Source organism: Streptomyces sp. NPDC090045 (genome assembly GCF_044747975.1).
GTDB lineage: Bacteria > Actinomycetota > Actinomycetes > Streptomycetales > Streptomycetaceae > Streptomyces.
This window is the reverse complement of sequence record NZ_JBIVFA010000004.1, coordinates 436613-453294: the sequence shown is the minus strand read 5'-3', so window position 1 is coordinate 453294 and position 16682 is coordinate 436613. Positions and strand designations below refer to the sequence as shown.

The following is a 16682-nucleotide window of genomic DNA, read 5'->3' as shown; positions in this document are numbered from 1 at the left end:
GCCCGTCCGCTCCGCAATCCGAACGACGCGAGCGGCAGACTGGGGCCATGGACTCAGGACTTGCCGCACTGCTGGGCGCCGCCGTCGGTTCCGCGACCACCCTCGGCGCCGCGATCGTCAACAGCCGTGCTCAGGCACGGTCCCACCACGCCCAATGGAGCCGCCAGCATCGCCGCGACGCCTACGCCCGCTACCTCAGCGCTCTCCATGACCGCGACATAGCCATGGACGCCGTCCTTGCCGCGCTGCGTCCGGACCAACCCGACCTGCGCGATGTCGACGAGAAGACGGACCGCTTCATCACCCTGGCCCGCGAGGTCCATCGCGCCGTCGAGGTCGTCATCCTCGAAGGGCCGGCATCCGTCGCGGACATCGCGGAACGCATCACCGTCGCCTCCGGCGATCTCTCGCACGTCATGAGACGGTTGGCCGTGAACGCCCACGCGGGCGACACGACCCGCAAGGCCGAAGACTTCACGCTTGCCGCCGAACGAGAGCGAACCCTCTACCAGGCAGTCAAGGACTTCCGTCTCGCAGCCCGCAGCACCATCGGCACAGCCGACTGACCCGCCCGAGAGGGATCACAAGAGGGAGGATTCCGGTGCACACCGTGCCCTGGGTGCGTGTCGTTCCCGAGCAAGGCGCCCTGCCGGTCGATCTGCTGCTGACCGGCAGGACGTACGTGGCGCGGCTCGACGGACGGCGGATGTGCGACACGGACGGCGTCTTCCGGGAGTTCTACGACGGACTGGGGCTGCCCGACTACTTCGGCTGGAACTGGAACGCGCTCCACGACTGTCTCGGTGATCTGTCATGGCTGCCCGCGGACCAGTACGTACTGATCGTCGACGCCGCGGACCAGGCAATGCCCGGCGACGCCGCCGGACGGCGGCAACTCTTCCGGACCCTGCTGCGGGCAGGGCGGCGGTGGTCCTCCGTCAAGCGGCCCGAGGGCATCGATCTGAGCAGGCTCCTGGTCGTCATGTCCTGCGCCCCGGCATCCGTTCCGGATGTGCGGGCACAGGTGCGATCGTGCTGGGAGGAGACCGTCGCGTCAGAGGAACGGCTTCGTCCCGCCGGCGATGTCAGTGGGCGCCCCTAGCGTTCGGGCATGATCTTCACCCCCACTCAGGACACCCTTCCGCCCGTTCCGCCGGCGCAGCGGCTCGATGCCGCGCCCTCGGGGCTCGCCGAGACCGTCGAGCTGACGGCTGCTCATCTCGACTCCCGCATACACACCGTGGCGGATTTCGAACGCGTCCTCGACGGACTCGTACGGCAGGCGCACCGCAACCGGCACGCGCTCGCGCTGGCCCTGTCCACGGCGCTGGGTCACCGCTACCCCGAGGAGGAGACCGAGGCGGACCGGCTCACCGCGGTGGACGTGGTGGTGGCCGCGCCCCTGTGGCGGGTGACGGCGTACAGCCTCAAGCCCGGGTCCGTACGCCGGCAGCGCGGGCACGAGGAGTGCGCGCAGGGCGGGCTGGAGATGGTGATGGCGGCGCGGGTGCGCGAGATCGGGTACGCACTGCGGTCCGGCGACCCCCAGCCGTTCCTGCTGGCCACGCCCACCTGGGACACGGGCGCGCTGGACGCGGCCGAGCTCGTGGAACGACTCGTGGAGTACCGGCGGCTGGGCGCCCGTCCCGGACCCGCCGACTTCGGGCAGGCCCTGCTGCGCGTACGGCGGGACGATCCGGCGGCCCCGGAGGCCGCCGAGGCCGCGGCCCGGATCGGGACCGCCGAGGGCGATCGGCTCGCCGCCTGGATCGGCCCGGACGGTGAACCGGGCACACCGCGCCGCAGGGTCGTCATGCCCGATCCGGGGGCGCACCGGGCCTGGGCGCGGGCCGGCGCGGCCGTGCCGCAAGTCGCCTTCGTGAGCGGTGAACGGCCGGCCCTGCGGTGGGAGTTCCCGGACGCGTTCCAGTGGCTGGGCCGCCCCCACGAGGGCTTCACCCGGTGCTACCACTGGGACGGCGGGCACGCCGTGCGGGCTTCGGTCCTGCCCGAGGACCGGGACACCCAGGCCGCATGGCTGCTGCCGGGCGTGACATTGGCCGCGACGGTCGGCGACTACGGCGGCACCTGGATGCTGCCGCACCTCGCCCGGCTGGGCGGGCCCGCGGGAACCGGGCTGCACTCCGCCATCGCGGCGGGGCTGGGCGGGCGGTACCCGGACGACCGCCGCCCGGCGGTGGAGGCCCTGCTGGTGCTGGCGGGCCGGGGCGAGCTGGACGCCCCGCTGCTGGGCCGCGAGCTGGCCTCGATGGTGGCCCTGGGCACGGTCAAGCCCAACCGGCTGGCGGACGCGGCCCGTTCGGCCGCGGCGGCGGGCGCGTACGCCACGATGTGGGCCGTCCTCGCCGAGGTGCTGCCGACCCTCCTGCCTTCGGTACGGGGTGCGGGCGAGGTGCTGGCCGTCGCCGCCGATTGCGTGGAGCGCTGCGGGGCCACGGGCCCGGCGCCGGCCGAGGTGGCGGCAGCGGCGGCCCGCACCGGGTCGTCCCGGCTGGTCACCGAAGCCCGCCGCCTGGCCTCCGCGCTGACGCATCCTCACGGGTCGTGACCGAGGGAATTCGGCAGGTAGTAATTAGGTGAATTCCTGACTGAATTCCCGTCAACAAGCGTCCGCTTCATATCTCGATTTGATAACAACCCGCTCCGGATGGCCTGGACCATTGCGGCGCAACGCGCGTAACTCCCGCGTTTTTATTGAGAGTTGATTGTTCGTCAAATCAAGTCGACAGGTAACGGAAAGATTTCTCGAACCGGACTCCCGTTTGTCCGAATTCTCCGCGGCATTCGTCTGGCAGGCTTCCGCGCACCCAGTCTTCCGACAACGATTTGAGGTGCCCATGACAGGACGACGCAGACGTCGCGCCGCCGCCGACCACCGCCGCAAACCGCGGAGGTTGATACTCATCACCGCCGCCACGGCAGCGGCGGCGGTGATCGCCGCAGGTATCGCCTACTCCGGAATCGGCGACGGCGCCCAAGCGGCAGCGCCCGTACAGGCCGCGGAGGCCGCCGCACCGGCCGCCGCGCCCGCCCGGGACCAGGAGCCGGAACCGATCGCCGCCGCGCCCGCCAACGAGAACGCGCGCGGCATGGTCTACGACGGCCTCCAGGCCGCGCCGAAGGGCGACCGGTGCGTCGGTGTCTACCGCACCGACACCGGCCTGTGCACCCACGGCCCCGACGCCCCGCCCAAGGGCGTCGACATCACGAAGGAGATCCCGCCCGCCGTCAAGGAGACGGCACCGGCGGCCGATCCCTCCCGCCCCGCCGCCGAGGACCCGGCCTCCAAGGAAGGTGGCGGGCGTCCTCAGGACGCGCCCGCCGCCGACGCCGCGGCGACCAAGGCGAAGGCGCCCGAACCGGCCGCGGCCGGCGGCAGCCAGGCCGTCGCCGCCGGTCCCGCGGGCCAGACGGTCCAGTGCGACGGCGACGGCAGCACCGGCAACCGCGTACAGGTCGTGTACGTCCACGCCCCCGGCAAGGACCGCTACTCCGAGTACGTCGCCTCGTTCCGCAAGTGGGCGGCCGACGCCGACCTCATCTACTCGGCGAGCGCCCAGGAGACCGGCGGCGTACGCCACATCCGCTACGTCACGGCCGCGGACTGCACCCCCACGGTGCTCAACATCGAGCTCCCGGCCTCGGCCCTGGCCGAGTTCAGCGCGACCAACAACGCGCTCGCCGGCAAGGGCCTCGACCGCCGCGACCGCAAGTACATGATCTTCGCGGACAGCCAGGTCTACTGCGGCATCGGCACCTTCGCGGGCGACGAGCGGCCCGGCCAGGCCAACCAGAGCAACTTCGGCCCGTCCTACGGCCGTACGGACTCCGGCTGCTGGGGCGGTCACACCGCCGCGCACGAGCTCGGGCACAACCTGGGCGCGGTCAACAACAGCGCCCCGAACACCAGCCGTGGCGCCCACTGCACCGACGAGTACGACGTCATGTGCTACTCGGACACCCCGTACTACCCGCAGATGCGCAACATCTGCACCAACCAGGCGGCCGAGAACATCCTGGACTGCAACCACGACGACTACTTCCACACCAGCCCCAAGGCCGGAAGCTACCTGGCCACGCACTGGAACATCGCGGACAACCAGTTCCTGATGCGCACGAAGGGCGGTGGCGGCACCGACCCGGGTCCGAACCCGAACCCGACGCCGACCCCGACGAAGAAGCCGACGCCCACGCCGACGAAGAAGCCCGGCGGCGGCCCGACGGCGACGGCGGCCCAGATCCAGTCCGACTCCGTCGTGGTGAGCTGGCCCAAGGTCGAGGGTGCCTCCTGGTACCAGGTCCTCCTGAACGGCAAGCACCTGACCTGGGTCCAGTCGCAGGCGCTGCGCATCTACAACCTCCAGCCCAACACGTCGTACACGGTCACCGTCTCCGTCCGCGACAGCTCCGGGCGTGACAGCGGACCGGGCAAGGCCGCGTCCTTCAAGACGCCGGGAACCGGCGGCGGGGCGACCACCCCGGGCAGCAAGTACACGCTCGGCAACGGCAGCACCGGCATGGCCGCCGAGGTGTGGGGCGGCCGTACCGCCGACGGCACGGTGCTCGTCGGCGGCCGCGCCAACGGGTACGCCCAGCAGCAGTGGTTCTTCGACGACGCCGGCAACGGCCAGGTCCGCATGCGGTCCGCGGTCTCCGGCAAGTGCCTGCAGCCGGGCGGATCGCCCTCCGCGGGCATGTGGGTCGCGCAGCAGCCCTGCGACAAGGGCAACGGCGCGCAGGCCTGGAAGCTGACCTCCCGCGGTGGCGCGTTCACCGTCACCGACCCGAGCGGCGGCTTCGCCCTCACCGTCAGCAACCGCCCCTACTACGGGAACTGGCTGCTCGACCTCCAGCGTGCGGACGGCCGCGCGGCGCAGGCCTGGACCGTCCAGAAGGCCGGCTGAGCACTGCCGCGACACGAGGCCACGGCGCCCCGGGCCCTTGCGGCCCGGGCGCCGTGACGCCCTGACGCCGTGAACCCGCCCCGGCGGACGGCCGCCTCGCGCGGCCGTCCGCCGGTCCCCCTCATCTCGACCGGAGCACCCCGACGATGCGCATACGAATCGCTTTCTCGGCCGTCCTGACCGCACTCGGCCTCATGTTGCTGACCCCTGTTGCGGCCCACGCCCACGGAGACACCGTGAAGGTGGTGGTGACCGGGCAGCGGACGGGCCACGTCACCGCCGACATCACCTGGGAGAACGACGGGGACGCCGTCGACGAGGCGGTCGCCGCGACCGTGAACGCGGTCAGCGTCGACGGCACCCGCACCATGGGGCCCTGGCGCCTGGTCCGCGATCCCGGTGCGGCGCCCGCCGGCTGGACCACGGCCGAGACGCTGCCGCCGGGTTCCTGGAAGGTCAGCGTCGACGTGGGGTTCCCGGCCCTCGGACACGGCGACCTCGAAGTCGCCGTACCCGTGGTGGACCCGGCTCCGGGCACCGGCGCACCGACCGCCTCCGCCCCGGCTCCCGGCACGCCGACCGCCGCACAGCCCTCGGCCGGCGCCCCGTCGGCCGGTTCGCCGTCGGCCGCCGCTCCGGCCGCGTCCTCGGCTCAGGTGCCGGCCGCCGAAACCGAGGGGTACGCGGTCTGGTGGACGACGGCTGGTGTGGCGGCGACCGCCCTGGCCGGGGCGGCCGTCGGTCTCTTCCTGCGCCGCCGCCGGATGCGCCGCCGACTGGGATAGCGGAACCGTCGGGCTACGCCGTGGTGTGCCGGAGCCCGGCCGCCACGGCTTCGACGAAACGTTCCAGCCCCTGCGGGTTGATGCGCAGGAACAGGTTCGGCTCGATGAGTTCCAGTTCCATGACCACCGGTTCCCCGGCCTCGTCGAGCGCCAGGTCCACCCGGGCGAACAGCAGGTCGCCCGGCGCGGGAACCGCGGCCAGCGCCGCCCGCGCCGTACTGATCTCCGCCTCGGAGGGCCGGTACGGGGCCGCCCCGGGGTGCGGCACCCGGAAGTTGTCCGTCACCCCGGCCTCGGTCAGCACCGGCTGCTTGCGGATCGCGTGGCTGAAGGTGCCGCGGAAGAAGACCAGGGCGCGTTCGCCCTCCTCCACGCGGCGCAGGTACGGCTGGACCATCGCGGTACGGCCCTGGTCCAGCAGCATCCGGGCGTGGCGCACGGCGTCCGCCCGCCGTCCGGGCTCGTACCGTGCGGTGTCGCGCGCGCCCGCGGAGACCGTGGGCTTGACCACCACTCCGTGGGGCCCGTCGAAGTCCTCCTCGCCGCAGTGGCCGCCCGGTTCGATGAAGCGGGTCGGCACCACGGGGACCCCGCGCCCGGCGAGTTCCCGCAGATAGCGCTTGTCGCTGTTCCAGCGCACCAGCGGCGCCGGGTTCCACAGCCGGGTGACCCGGGCCGTCGCATCGGCCCACGCCAGGAACTCCTCGAGGCGTCCCGTGTAGTCCCAGGTCGACCGGATGACCGCCAGGTCGAAGCCGTCCCATTCCTTCGGGTCCGCGTCCCAGGCCACGGCTTCCGCGGACATGCCCGCGGCGCGCAGGGCCGCCAGGATCAGCGGGCGGTCCGGGTCCTCGTCGGCACCGGCGCCGCTCGTCACGATCGCGATCCTTGCCGCACTCATCCGACTCTCCCCTCGTCACGTGGCGCGATCACTCTTCCACGGGCGATCCGCCGGCGGGAGGGAACCCGGCCGGTGGGATCGTGCGTCGTACCGGGCGACGTCGTGCTCATGGCTGCGGGACGGGAAACGGGCCTAGGCGAGGGGCGGGGCGGCAGTGGCGGAGCGGGCCGATGGCGGGGTGCGCGAAGGCGACCGGCCGCGCCGGGGTGACCTGCCGCGCCGAGGCGACCGGTGGCGGCACCGTGACCGGTGGCGCTGGGGCAGGGACGCGCGGGGGCGCTCGGCATGGACGCGTGGGCGCGTACCGGCGTCACTCGCCCTGCTGGCCGCCGGTCTCCTGGCCTGCCACCGGGCCGTGCCCAACGGGGTCGGCCGCCTCGGCAGTCTGCTGGAGGCCTTCCTGCCCTGGCTCGGCCTGGCGGTGCCGGTCCTGCTCGTACCCGCGCTGGTACGCCGGTCGGCGACCGCGCTGCTGGCCCTGCTGCTGCCCGCCGCCGTGTGGGCGGTCCTCTTCGGCGGGCTGCTGCTCCCCTCCGACGGCGGCCCCCACCACATCACGGCGGTCCAGCACAACGTCAGCGACGAGAACCCCAATCCCACGGGCACCGCGGCCGCCCTGCTCCGGGCCGCGCCGGACCTCGTCGCCCTGGAGGAGCTGACGCCCGCCGCCCTGCCGGCCTACGAGGCGGCCCTGGCCGAGGAGTTCCCCCACCACGCGGTCGAGGGCACGGTCGGGCTCTGGTCGAGGTACCCGCTGACGGACGTCCGGCGCCTGGACATCAAGCCGGCCGGGATCGGGGAGGGCTGGAGCCGTGGCCTGCGGGCCGGCGTGCGCACGCCTCGCGGCGAGATCGCCGTGTACGTCGCCCACCTGCCCTCGGTGCGCATCCGGCCGAGCGGTTTCAGCTCCGGCCCGCGGGACGAGAGCGCGGGTCTGCTGGGCGCGGCCGTCGCCGCCGAGCGGCTGGACACGGTGATCCTGCTGGGCGACCTCAACGGCACGGTGGACGACCGCGGTCTCGCCCCGCTCACCTCGCGGCTGCGGACGCCCCGGCGGGGCCTCGCCTTCAGCTGGCCCGCCGCCCTGCCGGTGTCCCGGATCGACCAGATCCTGACCCGTTCGGCGACGGCGTCCGACGTCCGGACCCTGCCCGCCACCGGCAGCGACCACCTGCCGGTCGCCGCCCGCATCACGCTCGGCGCCTCATAGCCGGATCACGATCTTTCCCCGGACGTGGCCCTCCCTCAGGTAGCGGATGGCATCGGGTACTTCGGCCAGCGGATAGGTGCGGTCGACGACGGGGGTGACCGAGCCGGCCTCGATGAGCTCCGTGAGGACCTGCAGGTCGCTGTGGTGGTGCTCCATGGCGGCGACGGTGCGCAGGCGGTGGCCGACGAAGGGGGACAGCAGGAGCGCGCCGAGCTGCCGCTCGTTGCCGCCGAGCCACCGGCCGCCGCCTTCCCCGCCGACGATGACGAGGGTTCCGCGCGGGGTGAGGGCGCGGCGGAGCCGGGAGACGGGGCGGTTGCCGGCGATGTCGAGGACGAGGTCGTAGCGGCGGCTGCCGTCGACGGGGTCGTGCTCCGTGTAGTCGACAACCTCGTCGGCGCCGATGGAGCGGACCATGTCCGCCTTGGCGGCGCTGCACACTCCGGTGACGCGGGCGCCGAAGGCCTTGGCCAACTGCACGGCGTACGTGCCCACTCCGCCCGAGGCGCCGAGGACGAGGACGGACTGCCCGGCCTCGACCCGTCCGACGTCGCGCAGGGCCTTGAGCGCGGTGCACGCGGAGACGGGCACGGCGGCGGCCTGTTCGAAGCCGACGTTGTGCGGTTTCGGTGCGAGCGTGTCCTCCTTGGCGCAGGCGTACTCGGCGAACGAGCCGTCGCAGCTGCCGTACACCTCGTCGCCGGGCCGGAAGCGGGTCACGTCCGCGCCGACCGCCTCCACCCGCCCCGCGAGGTCCATGCCGCGGATGCGCACCTTGGGTGCCCGCAGGCCGAAGCCCATGGCGCGCACTGCGTACGGCAGGCCCGCCATCAGGTGCCAGACGCCCTGGTCGACGCCGGCCGCGTGGACCCGTATGAGCACCTCGCCGCGGCCCGGCACCGGCCGGTCCGTCTCTTCGAGCCGCAGGACCGCAGGCGGTCCGTAAGTGTCCTGGACGATGGCCTTCATGAGTCGTCTTCCTCTGTCTCTGTTTCGGTCTCGGAGTACTGGAACACCGCGTCGAGCGGTACGGAGAACACGCGGGCGATCTCGAACGCCTTCTCCAGGGAGGGCGAGTAGCGGCCCTGCTCGATGGCGATGACGGTCTGCCGGGTCACGCCGATGCGGCGGGCGAGCTCCGCCTGGGTCATCTCGCCGTTGGCGAAGCGCAGGGCACGGATGGCGTTGGTGACCTTCGTGGGCCTCACCACGGCTGGAAGCCCAGCCGGTAGGCGGCGATCTTCGCCGTGGATCCGAGGAGCGCCGACAGGACGAACGCCAGGTAGATGGCGTTGGCGATCCAGAACTGGTCCGCCTCGGCCATGGCCAGGACGAGCCCGGCCACGCCGCCGATCACGACGAAGGACTGTCCGACGTACTCGCCGAAGCGGTGGATCTCCCGGTCGCGCTGGTCCTTGGTGGTGTCCTCCTTCGGCGCGAGCAGCGCCACGGTGATGTGCAGGACGATCGAGGCGACGATCGCCCCGCCGACCGACCACAGCAGCGCGGCCGCGTACGGCACCTCGGCGAGCGGGGTGTCACCGGCGCGGCCCAGGATCACCGCCAGGTACGCCCCGTAGGACACGACCGTGACCACGATCATGATCCACGCGCGTTTCTCCTCGACTGCCACGACCACTCCTCATGTAAAGAAAACCCGACATCTGCAGTGTCAAGCAAGCCCAACATGATGTCAAGATTTCTATACACGCCCGGGTGGCCGGGGGCTCCCCGCTGCTCTCGGTACGGTGCTTCGGCCTCCGCCGGGCGCCTCAGGGCGCGTCGAGGAGCTCGGGGCCGTTGTTGCGGACGTTGTTGACGGCGGTCGACACCGCGCGGACGTCCAGCAGGCCGCCCGCCGGGGCGGCGAGGAGGGCACGCAGCTCGTCCGGGTCCTGGTGGGCCGGGTCCAGCCAGGCCTCGTAGTCGGCCGGGGCGAGGGCGAGCGGCATGCGGGGGTGCACGCGGCCGGCCGCGTCGGTGGCCTCGGTGGTGATGATGGTGCAGGTCGCCCACCACGCCGCCGCATCGTCGTCGGCGGCGACGGCGGGGTCGCGCCAGAACTCGTACAGTCCGGCCATCGCCATCACCTCGCCGTCCTCGGGGCGGATGAAGTACGGCTGCTTGTACGCCTTCGCGGTGCCGGAGGCGGGGACGGGCTGCCACTCGTAGAACCCGTCCGCCGGCAGCAGGCACCGGCGCTTGGCGAAGGCCCGGCGGTAGGCCGGCTTCTCGTGCACCGTCTCCACCCGCGCGTTGATCATCCTCGCGCCGCCGGTGGGGCTCTTCGACCACGAGGGCACCAGTCCCCACCGCAGGGGCCGCAGCCGTCGCTCCAGCAGGCCCGTCTCGCGGTCGGCGCGCTCCAGCACCGCCCACACCGCGTCGGTGGGGGCGACGTTCCAGCTCGGCTCCAGCACGTGCCCGGGCTCCGGGGGCGCCGCCTGGAAGAGGCCGGACAGGTCCTCGGGGCTGCGGGTGGAGGCGTAACGACCGCACATGCCGTCCACCCTGCCACCTGAGCCGGCTTCCCGGCGGGTACACGCCGCGGTACACACGGCGGCACACGAGGCGGCACGCGTCGTGGTGCGCGCCGTCGTGCGCACGCCCCGGCAGAATCGGAATGGACACATCCGCACGGGACCGGCACGGGCTCGCCGCAGGTGGCGGCCGGTTTGCGGAACGGCCGTGGCGGGCAGACGGAGCCACACATCGCTCGCACACATCGGACGACGGCAGGGTACGCACACAGATGATCACTGTCGGGGTCGAGGAAGAGTATCTGCTGGTGGATCCGGACACCGGGCTGCCGGTCCCCCACGGCGCCGCGGTGCGGGTCGCGGCCGGCCTCGATCCGGTCTCCGCGGAGGACGACGTCCAGGCCGAGCTCCTCCAGGCCCAGGTCGAGGTCGCCACGCCCGTCTGCACCGACCTCGGGGAGATCGGCGGCCACCTGCTGCGCCTGCGGCACGCCGTCGGCTCCGCCGCCGAGGCGACCGGCTGCAAGGCGGCGCTGACCGGAACCGCGCCGGTCAAGGGGGCCACACCGGTGCCCGTGACACCCGTGACCCGCTACCTGGCGATGCGCAACCACGCCGCCCGCCTGGTCGACGAGCAGCTGATCACGGGCATGCACGTGCATGTCGGAATCCCGGACCGGGCCCAGGGCGTCGACGTGCTGAACCGGATCCGGGTATGGCTCCCGACGGTGCTGGCGATGTCGGCGAACTCCCCGCTGTGGGAGGGCCACGACACCGGCTTCGCGAGCTGGCGCACGGTCGTCTTCGGGCGCTGGCCGGTGAGCGGACCCACTCCCGTCTTCCGTGACGACGCCGACTACGACCTGCGTGCGGCCGAACTGGTGGAATCGGGCGTCATCGCGGACACCGGCCAGCTGTACTGGCACGCCAGGCTGTCGGAGAAGTATCCGACCGTCGAGATCAGGTGCGCCGATGTGCAGTTGCGGGCCGACGACGCGGTGATGTTCGCGGGCATCGTGCGGGCGCTGGTCGCCACCGCCCTCGGCGAGGCCGGCCGCGGGGTGCCCGCGCCCCCCTGCACGCAGGAGATGCTGCAGGCCGCGACCTGGCAGGCCGCCCGGCACGGCGTGGGGGGACCGCTGGTCGGGCCGGACGGCGCCCGCCTGGAGGCCCGCGCGGCCGTGGCCCTGCTCGTGCGGCACATCCGGCCCGCGCTGGTGGAGGCCGGTGACCTGCGCGAGGTGACGTCGCTCGTGCACCGCCTGCTCCGGGACGGCACCGCGGCCGACCGGCAGCGCAAGGCCCTGTGGGAGGGCGGCATGCCGGCACTGATCGACCTGATCACCAACCAGAGCACCGCTCCCTGAACGGCGTGCCCGCCCCGCTCGTCGTGCGCCATCGGGTGCGGGACCCGAGGATGGAACCAGTCCCCCACCCCACCGAAGGGAGCCTTCCTGTGCTGGAACGCGAGCGTCCTGACGACGAGGCCGAGGTCCGCCGACGCCCCGCAGGCCCCGGTGCCGAGCCCCGCAGCCGTACGGCGTCCTCGTGGCCACTGGCCGCGGGCGACTACTGGTTCGGCGGCGAGGGCGGGGACGGCCGCGGCGGCTCGGGCGGCGCAAGAGGCACGTCGACGCCCCGTTGATCTCTCGGCCGGCGGGGAAGGGGCGGAACATGCCACAAGCCATCGCCCCTCTGCGCGCCCTCGTCCGCCGTCACCGGGAACCCGCGGTCGTGCAGACCGTCCGCTCGACCGCGGCCGCCGTCATCTCGTACGTCGTCGCGCTCCGGGTCAGTGACGAGCCAGCACCCTTGACCGCTCCGCTCACCGCCCTGCTCGTCGTCCAGGTCACCCTGTACTCCACGCTCACCACCGGGATCCGGCGGGTCAACTCGGTCGTGGCCGGGGTGCTGCTCGCGATCGGCTTCAGCGCACTCGTGGGCCTGACCTGGTGGAGCCTCGGGCTGATCATCCTGGTCTCGCTGGTCATCGGGCCGCTGGTGAAGGCCGGGGAGTTCGTGCCCGAGGTCGCGATCAGCGCGATGCTGGTGCTGGGCGTGACCAGCGTGACGGACACCGCCTGGGACCGGGTGCTGGAGACGCTGATCGGCGCGGTGGTCGGTCTGCTGTTCAACTTCCTGTTCGTGCCACCCGTATGGATCGGGCCGGCGAGCGAGGCCATCACGGACCTCGCCCGGCGCATGCGTGCCCTCCTCGGCCACATCGGCGACCAGCTCGCCGAGCACACGCCGGTCGAGAAGGCCGCCGCCCACCTCCACGAGGCCCGCCGGCTCGACAACGACATCGCGCTGGTCGACGCGTCCTTGCGGCAGGCGGAGGACAGCCTGCGGCTGAACCCGCGGGTGCGTGAGGGCCTGCTGTTCCGTCTGGTGCTGCGCACCGGACTGGACACCCTGGAGATCTGCGCGGTGGTGCTGCGGGTCTCCTGCCGGACCCTGACGGACCTCGCGACGTCGCACCGGGCGGGGCCGCTGTTCCCGCCGCCTGTCGCCGGGGCACTGCGCGAGCTGTACGCGCACCTGGCCGTCGCCGTGGAGAGCTTCGCCGAGCTGATCACCGCGCAGGTCAGCGCCAACGCCGAACAGGCCGAGGAGAAGCTGGCCCGGGAGCTGACGACGGCCCGCGTCAGCCGGGACCGCCTCGCCGTGCTCCTCCAGGAGGAGGCGGGAGCCCATCCGGGGGCGTGGCAGCTGTACGGGGCGCTGCTCGCCGAGGCGGACCGGGTGCTCGACGAACTGGGCGTGGACAAGCGCTCGGAGCGACTGATCGAGGAGCTCGACCGGCACTCCCGCATGCGGCGCGAACGCTATCCGCGGCTGCACCGCCTGACCCGCCGGACCCGGCGGTTCTTCTCCCGTACGACCTGAACCCGGGCCGGGCTCCGCGGTCTCCTCACCGACCCGGCCACGCCCCGGCGCCCGATCCGGCGAGGGGCGGCGTGTCCAGGTCCGCCCCTCGCCGGAGCCCCGTCAGGAACGCGCCCACGGCCTCCGTGGCGGTGTGCGAGGGCACCCAGCCGAGCTCCTCCCGGGCCCGGCCCGCGTCGAGGAGCGGCAGCCGCAGGACGGCGTCGAACAGGCCGGGCGCGGCGGGCACCAGGTACATCCGCCAGGCGGCGGCGAGCGCGGCGCGGGCGGCCCCGGCGGGCAGCGGCACCGTACGGGCGTTCAGCAGGTGCGCCACGGAGGGCATGTCGAGCACGGGATCGGCCACCAGGTTGAACGGCCCTCGGACCGGGCGGACGACGGCCGCCCGGTAGGCCTCGGCGGCGTCCTCCGTGTGCAGGGCCTGGAAGCGCAGGCCGCTGACGGCGGGCACGGCCGGGACGCGACCGGAGCGGATCAGGCGCCACGGCAGGAGCGGCCCGGCGAAGATGCGCCGCTGTTCGCTCGCCGCCACGTCCTTGAACAGGAAGGCGGGCCGCATCCGTACGACGCGCAGCCCGGGGTGGGCCAGCTGGTAGCCGTCGAGGTAACGCTCCAGGTAGGCCTTCTCCCGGGTGTATGCCGCGCCCGGCCAGCCGTGGGTCGGCCAGGACTCGTCGACGGGGCGCCCGTCGTCGGGGCCGGGCGAGTAGGCGCCGACCGAGGAGGCGTGGACGAGGGCGTGGACGCCCGCGCGGGCGCAGGCCTCGAAGACCCTGATGCTGCCCAGGACGTTGGTGTGCCAGGTTTCCACGGGGTCGTGCGTGGGCTGGAACCTCCAGGCGAGGTGGACGACGGCGTCGACGCCCGCGAAGAGCTCGGTCAGGTCGCTGCCGCCGGGGTCGATGTCGGCCGCGGCCCACCGCACCCCGGGGATGCGGAGGCCCGGCAGCCGCCGGGCAACGCCGAGGACGTCGGTGACCGACCTGTCCTCCGCCAGGGCCCGGACCATGCTGGTGCCCACGTTGCCGGTCGCACCGGTCACCACGACCCTCATGACGCCCACCGTGCCTTCCGGACGGCGCGGCCCTCGTGCCTACGGGTGCTGTGCGCGGTGTTCATGGCTGCTCCCGCCGTCTGCGGACGTCTCGCCCCGTCAGCCCGGCGCCGTGGTGGCCCGGCGTACGCCGCGGGTTCCGCTCCCGCAGGCGTCCGGCGCGTCCGGCGACTCGGACGGCTCCGGCGACTCCGGCGACGGCTCCGACGCGGGCTGATCGGCCGGCGGGGCATCGGTCAGCAGCCCGCTGCGCAGGTTCTGTAGGGTGCGGTTGAGCAGGCGCGACACGTGCATCTGCGAGATGCCGAGGAGCTCCCCGATCTCGGACTGCGTCATCTCCTGCCCGAAGCGCAGCGAGAGGATCTCCCGGTCCCGCGCGGGCAGCCGCTCCAGCAGCGGTTTCAGGGCTTCCAGGTCCTCGATCCGCTCGTAGGCGGGCTCTTCCCGGCCCAGTGCGCGCTGGGCCGTGCCGGGGTCGGCGTCCTCCTGGACGCACACGTCGAGGGAGCGGGAGGAGTAGGCCTGGGCGGCCTGCCGGCCCTCCGCCAGCTCGGCATCGGTGATCCCGAGGTGGGCGGCCAGTTCGACTTCGGTGGGGAGCCGGCCCATGACCTGCTCCAGCTCGTCCGAGGCCCGGGCCAGGCTCTGGCGCAGCTCCTGCAGCCGCCGGGGCACCTTCACGGCCCAGCTGGTGTCGCGGAAGAAGCGCTTGATCTCGCCGGTGATGGTGGGGAGGGCGAACGAGGTGAACTCCACCCCGCGCGTCACGTCGTACCGGTTGATGGCCTTGATCAGGCCCACGGTGCCGACCTGGACGATGTCCTCCATCGGCTCGCTGCGTCCGCGGAAGCGCCGGGCCGCGAACCGGACCAGGCTGAGGTTGAGCTCGATGAGGGTGTTGCGGACGTACGAGTACTCCGCGGTTCCCTCGGTCAGGGTGCTCAGCCGCCGGAAGAGGACCGCGGAGAGGGACCGGGCGTCGGCCGTGCTGGCCTTCAGGGGCTCGGCCAGCGGATCGACCGGGGCGCGGCCGTCGGTGTACGACGTGGGGGACGTGTTCGGTGTGTTCGACGTCTTCGGAGTCATGAGAGGGGGCCTCCGCCTCCGACGGGGATGTCGGACCATGCAGTCGGCTTCACACCGATTTATACCCTTTCGCCCGCTGCCAACTCGCCGCCGACCCGTCTTTCGCCCGCCCTACCCCACTGCCGTACCCCACTGCCCGTACCCGACTGCCGTACCCCACGCGCGTACCCCGCTGCGCAGGCATGACGACCGGCGCAGTGGGCAGCAGCCGTGCATGACCAGAGCGCAGCACCAGACGCGTCGGCTGCTGCTGCGCGGCCGGGCCGGTGCGGTCACGCGGTGCCGGGACTTCACCCGGGAGGCGCTCGCGGACTGGCAGTGGATCCCGGCCGGCGACGGGCCGCCCGGCGGCGTTCCGTCGCCCGTTCAGGCGCAGCGGGAGAGCGACGACGAGCGGGCGCGGCGCCGGGAACGGGTGGAGGACGTGCTGCTCATGGTCTCGGAGCTGGTCGCCAATGCCTGCTTGCACGCGGGCGGCCCCAGCGAGCTGGTTCTGCGGCACGGTGCCGAGGGGCTGCTGATCGAGGTCAGCGACGACAGCCCCGACCGACCGGTGCTCCGGCCTCCCCGCGATCCGGCCCTCCCGGGCGGCCACGGGCTGATGGTGCTGGACCGCCTGTCCCGGAGCTGGGGGTGGCGGCCCGCCGCCGCCGGGAAGACCGTATGGCTGGAGGTTCCCCCGCCCTGACAGCCTGGGCACCCCCTCCGAGGAGCGCTATGCGGACAGGTCGAGGCGGTCCTGGGCGGCCGTGACGGCGTCGTGCGCGCGGAGCCGGCCCATCAGCACGCAGAGGGTGTACGTCACGTCGTCCATCTCCCGGCGCGCTTCCTCGCTCCCGGGCTCCGCGCCCAGTCTGGCCCGACAGGCACGGAACCGGGCGAGGACCTTCTCGGTCAGGGCCCGGTTCGCACGCATGGCCACCGGCGCGGCCGCCGCGGGCCCGGGGCCCACCGGGCTGCGGGCGGATTCCACCGCGTTCCGCAGAGCCCTTTCCACAGGGGCGGGCAGCGCCACCCCCTGCGGTACGGAGACGACGGCCGCGGCCAGTTCGGCGGCCGTGACGTGCGCGGCCGCGGCCGCCGAGGCGAGGACGACACGGGCGTCACGCGCCGAGCACGGCGTCATGGCCATGATCATCCCCACGGCCCGAGCCACCGCCGGATCGCCGACCGCACGCCGACCGCCCGACGTCGCCCCATCAGCAACATCGGAGGGATTTTCGGCCGAGGAATGACGAATACGAGGAACCATGCAGGATCATCCCTTCAACCGAAGGCAGACGGGGGTCATAACGGAGTCATGAAGGGTTTACCCTCGCGTACTCCGCGTGCACCTGCCGCAGGCAAAGCTT

General features: G+C 73.0%; 18 protein-coding genes. 10 read left to right on the top strand and 8 right to left on the bottom strand.

The features are described 5' to 3' along the window. Window positions 1-47: 47 nt before the first annotated feature. The 5 genes from ACIPYQ_RS14340 (at window position 48) to ACIPYQ_RS14320 (ending at window position 5710) form a co-directional block, all read left to right on the top strand. On the top strand, window positions 48-566 hold the full coding sequence (locus ACIPYQ_RS14340) for a proline dehydrogenase (protein WP_401250337.1): 519 nt from the start codon (window positions 48-50) through the stop codon (window positions 564-566). A gap of 53 nt (window positions 567-619) precedes the next feature. Then, the gene (locus ACIPYQ_RS14335; RefSeq protein ID WP_401250334.1) at window positions 620-1102 is read left to right on the top strand and encodes a barstar family protein; all 483 of its coding nucleotides are present in this window, start codon (window positions 620-622) and stop codon (window positions 1100-1102) included. A 9-nt stretch (window positions 1103-1111) separates the two neighbouring features. After that, window positions 1112-2569: a DUF6493 family protein gene (locus tag ACIPYQ_RS14330; protein ID WP_401250331.1), complete on the top strand. Its 1458-nt coding sequence runs from the start codon at window positions 1112-1114 to the stop codon at window positions 2567-2569. 289 nt (window positions 2570-2858) lie between these two features. Then, window positions 2859-4925, top strand: coding sequence for an RICIN domain-containing protein (locus ACIPYQ_RS14325; RefSeq protein WP_401250328.1), 2067 nt, complete (start codon window positions 2859-2861; stop codon window positions 4923-4925). Between the two features lie 146 nt (window positions 4926-5071). Next, on the top strand, window positions 5072-5710 hold the full coding sequence (locus ACIPYQ_RS14320) for a hypothetical protein (RefSeq protein ID WP_362232415.1): 639 nt from the start codon (window positions 5072-5074) through the stop codon (window positions 5708-5710). Window positions 5711-5723: 13 nt separating this feature from the next. Here the strand turns inward: ACIPYQ_RS14320 and ACIPYQ_RS14315 are convergent, their stop codons facing one another. Continuing rightward, complete coding sequence (locus ACIPYQ_RS14315; protein WP_401250325.1) at window positions 5724-6611, bottom strand: RimK family alpha-L-glutamate ligase; 888 nt, start codon at window positions 6609-6611, stop codon at window positions 5724-5726. A gap of 211 nt (window positions 6612-6822) precedes the next feature. Between ACIPYQ_RS14315 and ACIPYQ_RS14310 the strand changes: the two genes are divergently transcribed. Next, complete coding sequence (locus tag ACIPYQ_RS14310) at window positions 6823-7821, top strand: endonuclease/exonuclease/phosphatase family protein (protein ID WP_401250863.1); 999 nt, start codon at window positions 6823-6825, stop codon at window positions 7819-7821. Here the strand turns inward: ACIPYQ_RS14310 and ACIPYQ_RS14305 are convergent. The 4 genes from ACIPYQ_RS14305 to ACIPYQ_RS14290 all read right to left on the bottom strand — a co-directional run bounded on the left by ACIPYQ_RS14305 (window position 7816) and on the right by ACIPYQ_RS14290 (window position 10322). Continuing rightward, window positions 7816-8790: an NAD(P)-dependent alcohol dehydrogenase gene (locus ACIPYQ_RS14305; protein WP_401250322.1), complete on the bottom strand. Its 975-nt coding sequence runs from the start codon at window positions 8788-8790 to the stop codon at window positions 7816-7818. The genes ACIPYQ_RS14310 and ACIPYQ_RS14305 overlap by 6 nt on opposite strands. Beyond that, entirely contained in the window at window positions 8787-9032 is a 246-nt protein-coding gene (locus ACIPYQ_RS14300) for a helix-turn-helix transcriptional regulator (protein WP_401250320.1), read from the bottom strand. The genes ACIPYQ_RS14305 and ACIPYQ_RS14300 overlap by 4 nt, the downstream gene beginning before the upstream one ends. Then, window positions 9026-9454: a hypothetical protein gene (locus ACIPYQ_RS14295; RefSeq protein ID WP_401250317.1), complete on the bottom strand. Its 429-nt coding sequence runs from the start codon at window positions 9452-9454 to the stop codon at window positions 9026-9028. The genes ACIPYQ_RS14300 and ACIPYQ_RS14295 overlap by 7 nt, the downstream gene beginning before the upstream one ends. A 139-nt stretch (window positions 9455-9593) precedes the next feature. Beyond that, entirely contained in the window at window positions 9594-10322 is a 729-nt protein-coding gene (locus ACIPYQ_RS14290; protein WP_401250314.1) for an SOS response-associated peptidase, read from the bottom strand. Window positions 10323-10573: 251 nt separating this feature from the next. Between ACIPYQ_RS14290 and ACIPYQ_RS14285 the strand changes: the two genes are divergently transcribed. From ACIPYQ_RS14285 to ACIPYQ_RS14275, 3 genes are all read left to right on the top strand, one after another. Next, window positions 10574-11668, top strand: coding sequence for a glutamate--cysteine ligase (locus ACIPYQ_RS14285; protein ID WP_401250311.1), 1095 nt, complete (start codon window positions 10574-10576; stop codon window positions 11666-11668). Between the two features lie 89 nt (window positions 11669-11757). Continuing rightward, on the top strand, window positions 11758-11946 hold the full coding sequence (locus ACIPYQ_RS14280; protein WP_401250308.1) for a hypothetical protein: 189 nt from the start codon (window positions 11758-11760) through the stop codon (window positions 11944-11946). 29 nt (window positions 11947-11975) lie between these two features. Then, the gene (locus tag ACIPYQ_RS14275; protein WP_401250305.1) at window positions 11976-13190 is read left to right on the top strand and encodes an aromatic acid exporter family protein; all 1215 of its coding nucleotides are present in this window, start codon (window positions 11976-11978) and stop codon (window positions 13188-13190) included. A 25-nt stretch (window positions 13191-13215) separates the two neighbouring features. Here ACIPYQ_RS14275 and ACIPYQ_RS14270 read toward each other — a convergent pair whose 3' ends face one another. Next, window positions 13216-14244, bottom strand: a complete 1029-nt coding sequence (locus ACIPYQ_RS14270; protein WP_401250302.1) for an NAD-dependent epimerase/dehydratase family protein — start codon at window positions 14242-14244, stop codon at window positions 13216-13218. 99 nt (window positions 14245-14343) lie between these two features. Continuing rightward, window positions 14344-15330: a SigB/SigF/SigG family RNA polymerase sigma factor gene (locus tag ACIPYQ_RS14265; RefSeq protein WP_401250299.1), complete on the bottom strand. Its 987-nt coding sequence runs from the start codon at window positions 15328-15330 to the stop codon at window positions 14344-14346. A gap of 214 nt (window positions 15331-15544) precedes the next feature. Here ACIPYQ_RS14265 and ACIPYQ_RS14260 point away from each other — a divergent pair, with 214 nt between their 5' ends. Continuing rightward, complete coding sequence (locus tag ACIPYQ_RS14260; RefSeq protein ID WP_401250297.1) at window positions 15545-16018, top strand: ATP-binding protein; 474 nt, start codon at window positions 15545-15547, stop codon at window positions 16016-16018. Window positions 16019-16045: 27 nt separating this feature from the next. Here the strand turns inward: ACIPYQ_RS14260 and ACIPYQ_RS14255 are convergent, their stop codons facing one another. Next, a complete protein-coding gene (locus ACIPYQ_RS14255; RefSeq protein ID WP_401250295.1) occupies window positions 16046-16462 on the bottom strand; it encodes a DUF5133 domain-containing protein in 417 nt (138 codons plus the stop codon). Window positions 16463-16682: the final 220 nt, after the last annotated feature.

Excerpts from the sequence above, each read along its gene's own strand:
- ACIPYQ_RS14340 (WP_401250337.1), top strand. The coding sequence starts at position 48 with ATGGACTCAGGACTTGCCGCACTGCTGGGCGCCGCCGTCGGTTCCGCG.
- ACIPYQ_RS14330 (WP_401250331.1), top strand. The coding sequence starts at position 1,112 with ATGATCTTCACCCCCACTCAGGACACCCTTCCGCCCGTTCCGCCGGCG.
- ACIPYQ_RS14325 (WP_401250328.1), top strand. The coding sequence starts at position 2,859 with ATGACAGGACGACGCAGACGTCGCGCCGCCGCCGACCACCGCCGCAAA.
- ACIPYQ_RS14320 (WP_362232415.1), top strand. The coding sequence starts at position 5,072 with ATGCGCATACGAATCGCTTTCTCGGCCGTCCTGACCGCACTCGGCCTC.
- ACIPYQ_RS14315 (WP_401250325.1), bottom strand. The coding sequence starts at position 6,611 with ATGAGTGCGGCAAGGATCGCGATCGTGACGAGCGGCGCCGGTGCCGAC.
- ACIPYQ_RS14305 (WP_401250322.1), bottom strand. The coding sequence starts at position 8,790 with ATGAAGGCCATCGTCCAGGACACTTACGGACCGCCTGCGGTCCTGCGG.
- ACIPYQ_RS14290 (WP_401250314.1), bottom strand. The coding sequence starts at position 10,322 with ATGTGCGGTCGTTACGCCTCCACCCGCAGCCCCGAGGACCTGTCCGGC.
- ACIPYQ_RS14285 (WP_401250311.1), top strand. The coding sequence starts at position 10,574 with ATGATCACTGTCGGGGTCGAGGAAGAGTATCTGCTGGTGGATCCGGAC.
- ACIPYQ_RS14275 (WP_401250305.1), top strand. The coding sequence starts at position 11,976 with ATGCCACAAGCCATCGCCCCTCTGCGCGCCCTCGTCCGCCGTCACCGG.
- ACIPYQ_RS14270 (WP_401250302.1), bottom strand. The coding sequence starts at position 14,244 with ATGAGGGTCGTGGTGACCGGTGCGACCGGCAACGTGGGCACCAGCATG.
- ACIPYQ_RS14265 (WP_401250299.1), bottom strand. The coding sequence starts at position 15,330 with ATGACTCCGAAGACGTCGAACACACCGAACACGTCCCCCACGTCGTAC.
- ACIPYQ_RS14260 (WP_401250297.1), top strand. The coding sequence starts at position 15,545 with ATGACCAGAGCGCAGCACCAGACGCGTCGGCTGCTGCTGCGCGGCCGG.
- ACIPYQ_RS14255 (WP_401250295.1), bottom strand. The coding sequence starts at position 16,462 with ATGGCCATGACGCCGTGCTCGGCGCGTGACGCCCGTGTCGTCCTCGCC.